Raw genomic sequence first — 11,540 nt, 5'->3', positions numbered from 1 at the left:
GCATCATCATACTATCAAAGCTCCTATCGCGGGAGAGGGGGTAGATCGAAGTGAAATAGAAAAATTTGTGCTCAATTTAAGATGAAATCTTGTCTAAAAAACTTTAGGGACGTTGCCTAATAAATTATGCTTTAAACTACTTATTGTGAGCCGGCCCCGCTTGTTCCAGTACCGGCAGTTCCAGCTTCAGTATTTGTATTAGCCGGGGTGCTGGTATCTGGTGTGGCATCTGTGTTCGTGGTGGTGCCAGGGGCTGGGGTAGTTGTTGTGGTCTCAGCAGGCGGCAATTGTACGGTAGTTTCTGTAGTCGTTGCGGGGACACTAGTCGTGACCGGGCCACCAAAAACATAATACAAAACGATCGCCGCAACTAATACAATGACGATGATCGCCACTACCGACACCACATTATTAGAATCATTATTAGCCATTATGTTCTCCTTGTTGTTTGCAGTGAAAACGCCGATATAAAAGTATTTTTTTGTGGCATCACTTGGCGTAACTAACGTTTTTCACAGGATGCTCTTAACATCCAGCGCGCTTTTTCGTGAGATTCAATGCGATTAGCCAATAAATTTACGGTTCCTTCATCGTTGTGTTTTTGCGCCATTTCCATCGCTTTATCCAAATCCTTAACCAAAGTATCATGATCTGCTGCTAATTCGCTCACCATTTCATTTGAATTCAAATTTGAATCGCCATCTTTGATGCTTTTTAAGCGTTCGAATTCTTTAAACGTTGCAGGAGCATTACTCCCTTTAATTAAAATCCTTTCAGCCATTTGATCCACCGCTTCCGCCAATTCCTGGTATTGCATCTCAAATAATTCGTGTAAAGACTTGAATTGAGGGCCTTTAACATGCCAATGATAGTTTTGCGTTTTAAGATAAAGTGCGTAAGTGTCTGCTAAAATGATGGATAATTTATCTATTAACTCCTTCATACCGACTCCTTTTCCTAAGTAATGTTCCTAAGAATAGTTGAAAAATGAAATAATTCAATAACTAACTTGCACAAAGCAAAAAGGGTTTCAATTTTCCAGAAAAATTCTTATATGCTGGAACACATATTGTTTCAAAAATGAAAAAATCAGTTAAAATGGATATGTTTTGTTATGAGAGATGAGAATGGATGAGCGGTTTTACACTCTAGAAATCAATGCCTTATCTAGTATTCAGCATGCAATGAAGCAACAGGCAATGCAATCGCTTGAAGCGGGCAAGGTAGTTTATTTTCCACATTATGCATTTATCCCCACCGCGGGCGAACAAGAACAAGACATATTATCAGAATCCATATTGGATCCGAAACATAAAAACATCAGCTATGATTACTGCAGTCAACGCTTGGCAGGCGTCAGCAAACAAACATCTTCTACCTCCCCTGTTATGCAGAAATTTATGCACCGCTTTGCAGAATTTGCCCATGAGTTGGTGGCGCATTTGTTACCGCAATATCAACGCGATTTGATTTGGGGCAGAACCAGTTACCGCCCGGCAGAAATCCGGGGCCGCAAAAGTTCTAAGCGGAAAGATGATACCCGCTTGCATGTGGATGCTTTTCCCTCAACTCCGGTAAATGGGTTAAGAATTTTCCGCGTGTTTTGTAATATTAATCCTTATGGCGAGCCGCGCGTATGGCATTTAGGCGAACCCTTTAGGCAAGTTTTAAACAAATTTGTCGCCACAATTCCTCCCTTCAGTGCAACTTATTCCAGATTATTAAAATTCATCAAAGCCACTAAGACCCTGCGCTCTCCTTACGATCACTATATGCTTCATTTGCATGATCAGATGAAGCTGGATGATGATTATCAGCAATCAACTCCCAAATTTCGCTTCGACTTCCCCCCTTACAGCACTTGGCTCGTCTTTACTGATCATGTCTCTCATGCAGCATTAAGCGGGCAATTTCTCTTAGAACAAACATTTTATTTACCTGTGACTGCCATGCAACATCCACACTTATCCCCCTTGCAAGAATGGGAACAAGAAAAAGCGTGCAGTTTAGTTTAAGCGATAGCCCACCTATAAATCGTGTTCTTAGTATTTTGCAAACATAAAAAAACCCGCTTAAAGCGGGTTTTTTTATCATGGGGATAGAGCTTACATCATGCCGCCCATACCACCCATGCCACCCATGCCGCCCATATCAGCAGCACCAGCTTCTTCTTTCTTAGGCAATTCAGCAATCATGCACTCTGTGGTCAGCATTAAGCTGGCAACTGAAGCTGCATTTTGCAGAGCTGTACGGGTCACCTTGGTTGGATCAAGAATACCCATTTCCACCATATCGCCGTATTCGCCGGTTGCCGCATTGAAACCAAAGTTGCCTTTGTTCTCGGCAATTTTGTTCACGATTACAGAAGCTTCATAACCTGCATTGGTTACGATCTGACGCAAAGGTGATTCGATAGCACGGCGCAGAATGTCAATGCCCATATTTTGATCTGGGTTGTCACCTTTCAAACCTTGCAGAGCTTTTTGCGCACGGATTAAAGCAACGCCACCGCCAGCTACTACCCCTTCCTCAACCGCAGCACGGGTAGCATGCAGAGCGTCTTCAACGCGAGCTTTTTTCTCTTTCATTTCAACTTCGGTAGCAGCACCGACTTTAATCACAGCAACACCGCCAGCCAATTTGGCCACACGCTCTTGCAATTTTTCGCGATCATAGTCAGAAGTAGTTTCTTCCATTTGAGCACGAATTTGCGCAATGCGATCGGTGATGTCTTTCGCTTTACCTTCGCCATCAATGATGGTGGTATTTTCTTTGGTAACAACAACGCGCTTGGCAACACCTAAATCTTCTAATGTAGCGCCTTCTAAGCTCTTGCCTACTTCTTCAGAAATGACTTCACCGCCAGTCAGAATGGCAATATCTTGCAGCATGGCTTTACGACGATCACCGAAACCAGGTGCTTTGACTGCGCAAACTTTTACTATGCCACGCATGTTGTTAACAACCAGGGTAGCCAAAGCTTCGCCTTCAACGTCTTCAGCAATGATCAACAAAGGACGGCCAGACTTGGCAACACCTTCTAATACGGAAAGCATATCGCGAATGCTGGAGATTTTTTTGTCGACCAACAGAATAAATGGGTTTTCCAGTTCGGCTGACATGTTTTGTTGGTTGTTGACGAAGTAAGGAGAAATGTAGCCACGATCAAATTGCATACCTTCGACCACGGATAATTCATTCTCCAAGCCATTACCGTCTTCAACTGTAATAACACCTTCTTTACCTACTTTTTCCATTGCTTCCGCAATGATTGAGCCGATTGCTGCATCATCATTGGCAGAAACAGTACCCACCTGGGCAATTGCCTTGCTGTCTTTGCAAGGGGTAGACATAGCTTGCAATTCTTTGGTGATTGCAATAACAGCTTTGTCAATGCCGCGCTTTAAATCCATTGGATTCATGCCAGCAGCAACGGCTTTGTGGCCTTCAACCAAAATAGCACGAGCCAATACAGTAGCGGTGGTTGTACCATCACCTGCGGTGTCGGAAGTTTTAGAAGCTACTTCACGAACCATTTGCGCGCCCATGTTTTCGAATCGGTTTTCAAAATCGATTTCTTTAGCAACGGATACACCATCTTTGGTTACTGTAGGAGCACCGTAAGATTTCTCCAATACCACATTGCGACCGCGTGGACCCATAGTTACTTGCACTGCATTTGCTAATGCGTTTACACCAGCAAGCATTTGTTGACGAGCTTGGTCACCAAAACGTAATTCTTTAGCCATTGTATATCTCCTTAACGATATAATTACTTCTCAACAACACCCATGATGTCATCTTCGCGCATCACGACCAGTTCTTGACCATTAATCTTGATTTCTGTACCAGAATATTTGCCGAATAATACTTCATCACCTACTTTTACAGCCAAAGCACGCACATCACCACTGTCTAAAGGCTTGCCTGTACCAACAGCGATCACTTCGCCCCGCATAGGTTTTTCTTTCGCACTGTCCGGAATTACGATACCGCCTGCTGTTTTAAGCTCCTCTTCCAGACGGCGAACAACCACACGATCGTGTAAAGGACGAATCTTCATACTCATGCTTGTTTCTCCTGTTAATGATTACCAGATTATTTTTCAGAACACATTCTGACTTATTCGCGCACCAATCTGATTGGTTGGCAACGCTGATGACAGGCATATGGGGGCAGTGAAGCATCTTTCAAGGGGTAAGATAAAAAAAATGTTTGCTATTGCAATTCCGGCGTCCAATTCAAAAAATTATTTGTGCCGAAAGTTTATCGCAAACAAACCATGAGTGGTGGAATTGACACGCGTTCCTGATTACAATGGTCAAATAATGATTAATTTGCTTTTATCATCATGAAAAAATATCTGGCATCCATTTTACTGCTCATACCGCTGCTGGGGTATACCGCCCCCCCCAAAGCTGCAGATATTTTTACCTTGGCAGCAAAAGTTGCCGATCCGAATACTCTGCTTTTATCCTGGGAAATAAAACCTGGATATTTTTTATATAAGGACCGCATCAAACTGCTCGATGAAACAAACAGCACTTATTCTCTTGGCAGAGTCATTTTTCCGCGCGCATTAAAAAAGACCGACAAACTTGGCCGCACTTATGCCATATATCGTGAAAAAGTCTTGTTGTCTGTGCCAATCCTTGGCAGGCAGCCAGGGGAATCTATATTACATGTCCATTTTCAAGGCTGCGCCGATAACGGATTTTGTTATCCACCGCAAAGTAAAAAAATTAAACTTACCCTAAATACCGACCTTGCCCTGCAACAAGCTGAAGCGATGGTGGATAGCGCACCGCTTACTCAGAAGAAACCTGAAAATAAAGCAGAGCAAATTTTATCTACCAATAATATGCCCTTTATCATGCTCGGATTTTTAGGGTTTGGTTTATTGTTAGCCTTTACTCCTTGCGTCTTGCCCATGCTCCCTGTCCTGTCCGGGATTATTGTTGGTCACGGACCTGGTTTATCGACCCGGAAAGCATTTTTACTGTCGTTAAGTTATGTATTGAGCATGGCATTTACCTATGCTGTGGTAGGAGCCATCGTGGCGCTTATGGGACAAAACTTGCAAATTTTCATGCAATCTCCTGTAATCATTACGCTATTTAGTCTATTTTTTGTAGCGCTCGCCTTATCGATGTTCAATTTTTATGATTTACGCTTGCCCTTATCCTGGCAAAACAAGCTGGCAAGCGTTACCCGCAGCCAAGAAGGCGGGCATTACCTGACGGCTGCTCTGATGGGCTGCCTGTCTACCTTGATTCTATCCCCTTGTGTGACAGCTCCTTTAATCGGGGCGCTCAGCTATATTGCCCATACCGGTAATATTGTCTTTGGCACCCTCGCTTTATTTTTTCTGGGCCTAGGCATGGGTTTACCTCTATTATTAATTGGTCTTTCCGCCGGTAAATTATTGCCAAAAGCCGGGCATTGGATGAATACCGTAAAATCATTTTTTGGCATTTTATTAATCGCGCTTGCAATTTATTTAATGGAACGGGTATTGCCTGCCATTTATGCCATGCTGTTGTGGTCCGGGTTATTGGTATTTTCTGGAATTTACATGGGTGCCTTAACCCCGGCACGCAGCAATTCTGCCCGATTTGCCCAGGGTTTGGGGATCATGTTTTTAGGGTATGGTTTACTTATTCTCATCGGCGCAAGTCAGGGGAATACAAACCCATTATTACCCTTAATGAAAAATAGCGAACACAAAGTACAACTTTCCTATCCCGTGGCCAAAAATATAGCGGAAGCGCAACAAGCTTTGGCAGCTGCAAAAGGAAAACCGGTTATCCTTGATTTTTATGCAGACTGGTGTAGTGCTTGTAAGGTGATTGCCGCGACAACCTTACAAGACCCACATGTACTCAAAGTTCTTAATAAATTTGCGCTGGTGAAGATTGATGTCACCGCCAATGATCACGATGCGCAAGCCTTGTTAAAACACTTCAATGTAGTGGCTCCCCCCACTTTTCTTTTTTTTGATGCAAGAGGCGACGAAATAATCAATGCGAGGATCGTAGGGGAAATAACGGCAAAAAGCTTTTTCATAGAACTTAAGAAAATTTTGTCTTCGGAAAGTTAAACTTGTATAATCTGCAAGCTTTTTTACCACGATTTGAATAACAATGAACCATAAAATAGGATTTGTCAGTTTAGGTTGCCCCAAAGCATTGGTGGACTCAGAACGCATCATCACCCAACTGCGCGCACAAGGTTACGAACTTGTGTCCAGTTATCAGGATGCCGGGGTTGTGGTTATTAATACTTGTGGTTTCATTGACTCAGCAGTACAAGAGTCATTGGATACGATACAGGAAGCTATGGCTGAAAATGGTCGGGTTATTGTAACCGGCTGCCTCGGTGCAAAAGCTGATAAAATTCGCGAAGCATGCCCGGATGTGCTGCACATCAGCGGTGCTCATGCCTATGAAGAAGTAGTACGCGCCGTGCATCGCCACTTACCGCCCCCAGTTGATCCCTTCACCCAACTCATCCCACCGCAAGGGATTAAACTGACACCCAGACATTATGCCTATCTTAAAATCTCAGAAGGTTGCAACCAAAAGTGCACATTTTGCATTATTCCCAGCATGCGCGGAAAATTGCAAAGCTACCCTATTACCCAAGTTTTAAGTGAGGCAAAACGCTTAAAGGATGCGGGGGTAAAAGAAATTTTAGTTATTTCGCAAGATACCAGCGCCTATGGTGTAGACACGCGTTATGAAGCCGTTAGCTGGCAAAATAAAACGATTAATACACGTTTTTATGATTTATGCGAGCAACTGGGCGAACTTGGAATCTGGGTGCGCTTGCATTATGTTTATCCTTATCCGCATGTCGATGAAATCATCCCTTTGATGCGCGATGGTTTAATTTTGCCTTATTTGGATATTCCCCTACAGCATGCAAATTCCAGAGTGCTGAAAGCCATGAAGCGTCCGGCCAGCAGTGAAAATACATTGGCGCGCATTGCTTCCTGGCGGGAAATTTGTCCTGACCTCACCATACGCTCAACTTTTATAGTGGGTTTTCCAGGTGAAACTGAAGAAGAATTTGCAGAATTGTTGCAATTTTTGCAAGACGCCCAGCTGGATCGGGTAGGCTGCTTTCAATACTCACCTGTAGAAGGCGCCAAGGCCAATGAATTGGCTAATTCTGTACCGGCAGAAGTGAAAGAAGAGCGCTATCACCGTTTCATGCAAGTCCAGGCTGAAATCAGCCGCAAAAAATTGGCAGCTAAAGTCGGCACAGAACAAACCGTATTGATTGATGAAATTACCAAAGAACACGTCGTTGCACGCAGTGTCAGCGATGCACCTGAAATTGACGGGCTGGTTTTTCTACCGCATCATCCAGATGCAAAAACCGGTACATTTAGAAATGTCATCATCACCGCTAGCGATGCTTATGATTTATACGCGGAGTTTAAGCCATAAAATTTGTACGGCAGTTGTGCAGCGAAATTATCGTAAACTGTAAGAACTTGGCTTCGTATCTTCTTCGGCAGTGGATTTTTGCTGCATGACCTTGGCCATCTCCTGGTCCCTTTGCAAATACTTCCTAAGTGCCACTGCCGCTTCTTCATCTTTTGTATCCGCAATTCTCAGGAAATAATCCGCTGCGATTTCCACTGATTTTACAGCTGTTCTACGGCCCTCATTATGATACGTACCCATGTTGAATAAGGCCATCGGGACTCTCTTGTCTGCTGCTATTTTTGTCCAAAAAAAAGTCTCGGCATCGGCATCTATAAATTGTGCATAATAGCGCGCTATAGCGAGGGCATCTTTACCCTTTACCCAGTGCCAGTTTTTCTTTATCTCAGGTTCCAATTGTTGAAATGTTTCCTTAGCTTGTTTTAGCTTGAAAACAAAAGAACTAGTTTGCATCGTTGTAATGGCGGCCGTGAATTCTTTGGCTTTTTCTGAAAATTCTTTATATTCATTTTTTTTAGTGGTTAAAACACGCAATACATTCTGCGCCTGATGAGAAGTCAGTGCCAAATTAAGACAAGATGGTGCATCAGCAAAAGAGCCAATCAATTCATTCACTTCCGAGGGTAGACAACTTAGCTGGTTTAGCTCGAGAACTTCTTCTTTTACGGCATCAATTAATTTTTCTGAAGTGGTTTTGGCCCAAAACCAAGGGGATCCTGTGAACCACCATTTAACCATAGGTCCAATAATTATACCGGTTACTAAGGCAAAAGCTGTATTAGCAATCAGCAAGCCTATCCAAGTCGACCAATGACGATGTTTTGTTATTATCGGAGAGTTTTGTAAATGAATTCTGATGTCAAGGTCAATGTCTGCCAACAATTCTTTTTTTGTACCTTTGGTTATTGGTTTAAATCGATATTTTTCAACGGTTTGTTCCAAATCAGATGCCAAATCACATAAAGCTCTGGCTTTGTCATCATCGCCTTCGGTCTTCAACACATCGCCATGTTTTTTTATTTTTTCTATTAAAACAAACAGCCCGGCATAATTAACGTTTCTGGATTTCTCAATCGAAGCGGTCGGTGTCGGCATAATCAACTCAGGTAAAATCCACTAACCATATTGTAATAAAATTACACAAATATAGCAATAATAAAGCAATTACTTGTTGAGCAAAAATTCCTCACTAATTTCTTTTATCTGTTTAGGAAATTTCGCAACGCTTAGGAAATTTGGTTGCAACAAATAAAAATGCAAAATTTGATGGCAATCATTGTATGCCTTGGCCAATTGTGTAAATTGCAGCTTGCTTAATATTTTTTGCCTATAAAGTTTAGTTAATTGCTCCAGGTTGTGTGTGCAGAAAACAAACTCTTCTGCCGGGTAAGCTAACATTAAAAATTGAATCAAAAATTCTAGATCAATGAGTTCCCCTGCTGCGGGCTTTACCTTGTCCTCATTGTTTTTGCTAATCTTTAGCCGCATTTCTTTTATATCTTTTGCCAGTATCGCCCTATCTCTAGGCAAAAATAAAACATCTTTTTTTAATTGATTAAATGCGGTGTGCAGCTGCGTATTTCCACATAAAATGCGCGCCCGCAACAAAGCTTGGTGCTCCCAAGTCCAGGCACTGTGGTATTGATATTGAATGAAAGCATCGATGTGGCTCACCAAAAGCCCACTCGCGCCTGAAGGACGTAGACGCGTATCCACAGCATACAAGACACCTGCCTGGGCACGCATGGTCAGCATATGCAATATTTTTTGGGTTAAACGGGTGACAAGACTTTCCTCTGCGCGCTCGGCTGCATGTAAGAAGACCAAATCCACATCCGAATCATAATTCATCTCTTGACTACCTAATTTTCCATAAGCAATGATGGCAAAATTGGATTTAATTTTTTCAATTTCGGGATAGCGTTCTGCCAGAGCAGTACAGGCATTGGCCAATACTTCATTGATGATTACTTCGGCAACATCCGCTAAAAAACGGCCAATTCGCACTGAATCACAATGCCCGGATAATTCTGAGCGGGCTGCCAACAACCAGCACATGAGTTTAAATTGACGCAAAATTTCATTGTATTCTTCACGTCCGACACAATGCGTCAAGCGTGCCTGCAAAGATTTTCGTAATTCTTCCTTGTTTGCAGGCTGCCAGCTGTCATCTTGATCGACTAATACCTCCAATAAAAAAGGTTGCTCGACTAAGAGGGATGTAATAAAGGGGCTGGTGGCAAACCAATGCAGCAATTCTTGCAATACATTCGGCTTTTCAGCCAACAAGGCCAAATAGGCACTCCGTGAGACGATGCTTTCAAGCAAGCGGATAACTTGCAATAAAACGGCATCTGTATTTTGTAATTTAGCTAATTCGCTTAGCAGCAAAACCATAAAGCGGTCTAAACGCAAACGGCTGGCTTGCGACAATCTGCGACAGCGCGGCGCATGCCGGAAAGCATAAATAATTTGATAGCAACGCTCCGCTTCCTTAAACCCTAAACTTGCAAGCAAATTAACAGCCATACCTGGTTCCACATGACCTTGCCACAAACTGGTTAATTGATTAAACAAGAGACGCTTTTCATTTTCATATACGTCTGCTTTCCCAAGCACACCATGGAATGCGTGGCTGACAATGCGCCGATATTGCTGCAATTTCTCAAGCAAATCTTCCCAACGCTCATAACTCATCGCCATGGCTATTTGCATACGCACCAGCTCATCTTGCGGGAGAGAATGAGTTTGTTGATCGCCATGTATTTGTAATGTGTTTTCCAATTGTCTTAAAAATAAATAAGCTTGCTGCAAAACATCTGTATGAGCGAGCAACCTCTCCTGTTTTAACGCTTGCAGTGCTTCCAGAGCATTTTCTTTTTGAATTTGCGGTAACCGCCCGCCGCGAATTAATTGAAAACATTGGATAATGAATTCAATTTCACGAATACCGCCACGGCCGCGCTTAATGTCATCAAGCATGGAATTAAGCTGCACTTCTCTCTCGATCATAGCCTTCATGCTGCGCAACGATTCAATCACGCTGAAATCAACATAACGCCGATAGACAAACGGTTTGATTAGGCGAGTAAACCAAACCTTTTGCTGGCCAATGAGTCTGGCTTTCACCATAGCGTAACGTTCCCAATCCCGGCCTTGCTCCTGATAGTAAGTTTCAAGAGCTTCCAGGCTTTGTACTAGCGGCCCACTATCCCCGTTTGGGCGCAAGCGTAAATCGATACGAAAGACAAAGCCATCTGCAGTCATGGTTTGCATCAATTGGGTAAATAGCTGGGCCACCTTAGTGTAATATTGCTGGTTACTAATCCTTTCAGCACCGTCTGTGCATCCTGCTGCAGAAAAAGCAAAAATTAAATCCACATCGGAAGAAAAATTAAGTTCCCGCCCCCCCAATTTTCCCATGGCCAAAATATAAAGTTCTGCTTCATCGCCGTTTTCATGCCTGGGCGTGCCATATTTATGGGATAACTGCTGCTTACAGTAAGTTAAGGTATACAGGATAAGCGTATCAGCGCAGTCTGACCATGCAGCCATAGTCTGCTGCGTAGTAGCTAAATTTGCCAATTCACGCAAAAATAAACGCAATAATTGACGATGGCGAAATTGTCGGATTTGGCTTGCAAATGCATGATGCGGCAAATCCAAGGAAACAACGGTTAGTAATTTCTCATAATCTTTTTTGGCAAAAGCCATGCTGCAATCATCTTCTTGCAGTAAAGCTTGTAAATTAGCCACCTGCCGACAAGCATAGTTACTCACATAAAGGAGGTGTTTTGCAGCAGGAAGCAATGGATGCAGCAGATCGGCAAAGTATTTATAAAATAAATTATCTTTTACAGCAAAGAAGTTTGCAGATTTATAAATTGTCATTTAAACGTTCAGAATCCAGAATGAGCGAGTGGATATTCAATATACTACATACTATATCTCAGCAAGAATAAAGCACTTCTTCATCGTATCTGTTTGGATTTTATAAATTACACTACAGGTGTTAATTACAAAGTCAATGGATTATATATATACTGAAAGCAATAATCATTTTTGTCCTGCTTTGAAAAGGTAATT

Annotated in this window: 9 protein-coding genes; 3 read left to right on the top strand and 6 right to left on the bottom strand. The window is 42.6% G+C overall.

Features of this window, described 5'->3' with window-relative positions; translation table 11 throughout:
* Positions 1-140: 140 nt before the first annotated feature.
* Both ELY11_RS05780 and ELY11_RS05775 read right to left on the bottom strand, forming a co-directional pair.
* Entirely contained in the window at positions 141-431 is a 291-nt protein-coding gene (locus tag ELY11_RS05780; RefSeq protein WP_126953629.1) for a hypothetical protein, read from the bottom strand.
* Positions 432-502: 71 nt separating this feature from the next.
* Positions 503-943: a Dps family protein gene (locus ELY11_RS05775; RefSeq protein WP_126953628.1), complete on the bottom strand. Its 441-nt coding sequence runs from the start codon at positions 941-943 to the stop codon at positions 503-505.
* 184 nt (positions 944-1,127) lie between these two features.
* Between ELY11_RS05775 and ELY11_RS05770 the strand changes: the two genes are divergently transcribed.
* Positions 1,128-2,015 (top strand): Kdo hydroxylase family protein, encoded by an 888-nt coding sequence (locus tag ELY11_RS05770; protein WP_127032680.1) that lies wholly within the window; start codon positions 1,128-1,130, stop codon positions 2,013-2,015.
* Between the two features lie 90 nt (positions 2,016-2,105).
* On the opposite strand, the gene groL is transcribed toward ELY11_RS05770, so the two are convergent.
* Positions 2,106-3,749 carry a chaperonin GroEL gene (gene groL, locus ELY11_RS05765; protein ID WP_126953626.1) on the bottom strand — a complete coding sequence of 548 codons (1,644 nt, stop codon included), beginning with the start codon at positions 3,747-3,749 and terminating at the stop codon, positions 2,106-2,108.
* 23 nt (positions 3,750-3,772) lie between these two features.
* Positions 3,773-4,063, bottom strand: a complete 291-nt coding sequence (gene groES, locus ELY11_RS05760) for a co-chaperone GroES (protein ID WP_126953675.1) — start codon at positions 4,061-4,063, stop codon at positions 3,773-3,775.
* 288 nt (positions 4,064-4,351) lie between these two features.
* On the opposite strand from groES, the gene dsbD reads away from it, so the two are divergent.
* Both dsbD and rimO read left to right on the top strand, forming a co-directional pair.
* The gene (gene dsbD, locus ELY11_RS05755; protein ID WP_126953625.1) at positions 4,352-6,100 is read left to right on the top strand and encodes a protein-disulfide reductase DsbD; all 1,749 of its coding nucleotides are present in this window, start codon (positions 4,352-4,354) and stop codon (positions 6,098-6,100) included.
* A 43-nt stretch (positions 6,101-6,143) separates the two neighbouring features.
* Complete coding sequence (gene rimO, locus ELY11_RS05750; protein WP_126953624.1) at positions 6,144-7,454, top strand: 30S ribosomal protein S12 methylthiotransferase RimO; 1,311 nt, start codon at positions 6,144-6,146, stop codon at positions 7,452-7,454.
* Positions 7,455-7,481: 27 nt separating this feature from the next.
* On the opposite strand, the gene ELY11_RS05745 is transcribed toward rimO, so the two are convergent.
* Both ELY11_RS05745 and glnE read right to left on the bottom strand, forming a co-directional pair.
* Entirely contained in the window at positions 7,482-8,549 is a 1,068-nt protein-coding gene (locus tag ELY11_RS05745) for an SEL1-like repeat protein (RefSeq protein WP_126953623.1), read from the bottom strand.
* Between the two features lie 69 nt (positions 8,550-8,618).
* Positions 8,619-11,345 (bottom strand): bifunctional [glutamate--ammonia ligase]-adenylyl-L-tyrosine phosphorylase/[glutamate--ammonia-ligase] adenylyltransferase, encoded by a 2,727-nt coding sequence (gene glnE, locus ELY11_RS05740; protein WP_127032679.1) that lies wholly within the window; start codon positions 11,343-11,345, stop codon positions 8,619-8,621.
* Between the last annotated feature and the right edge of the window lie 195 nt (positions 11,346-11,540).

It is taken from the genome of Legionella septentrionalis, assembly GCF_003989745.1.
GTDB lineage: Bacteria > Pseudomonadota > Gammaproteobacteria > Legionellales > Legionellaceae > Legionella_A > Legionella_A septentrionalis.
This window is presented reverse-complemented; position numbering and strand designations above follow the sequence as displayed.

Excerpts from the sequence above, each read along its gene's own strand:
- ELY11_RS05770 (WP_127032680.1), top strand. The coding sequence starts at position 1,128 with ATGGATGAGCGGTTTTACACTCTAGAAATCAATGCCTTATCTAGTATT.
- rimO (WP_126953624.1), top strand. The coding sequence starts at position 6,144 with ATGAACCATAAAATAGGATTTGTCAGTTTAGGTTGCCCCAAAGCATTG.
- glnE (WP_127032679.1), bottom strand. The coding sequence starts at position 11,345 with ATGACAATTTATAAATCTGCAAACTTCTTTGCTGTAAAAGATAATTTA.
- ELY11_RS05780 (WP_126953629.1), bottom strand. The coding sequence starts at position 431 with ATGGCTAATAATGATTCTAATAATGTGGTGTCGGTAGTGGCGATCATC.
- groL (WP_126953626.1), bottom strand. The coding sequence starts at position 3,749 with ATGGCTAAAGAATTACGTTTTGGTGACCAAGCTCGTCAACAAATGCTT.
- groES (WP_126953675.1), bottom strand. The coding sequence starts at position 4,063 with ATGAAGATTCGTCCTTTACACGATCGTGTGGTTGTTCGCCGTCTGGAA.
- dsbD (WP_126953625.1), top strand. The coding sequence starts at position 4,352 with ATGAAAAAATATCTGGCATCCATTTTACTGCTCATACCGCTGCTGGGG.
- ELY11_RS05745 (WP_126953623.1), bottom strand. The coding sequence starts at position 8,549 with ATGCCGACACCGACCGCTTCGATTGAGAAATCCAGAAACGTTAATTAT.
- ELY11_RS05775 (WP_126953628.1), bottom strand. The coding sequence starts at position 943 with ATGAAGGAGTTAATAGATAAATTATCCATCATTTTAGCAGACACTTAC.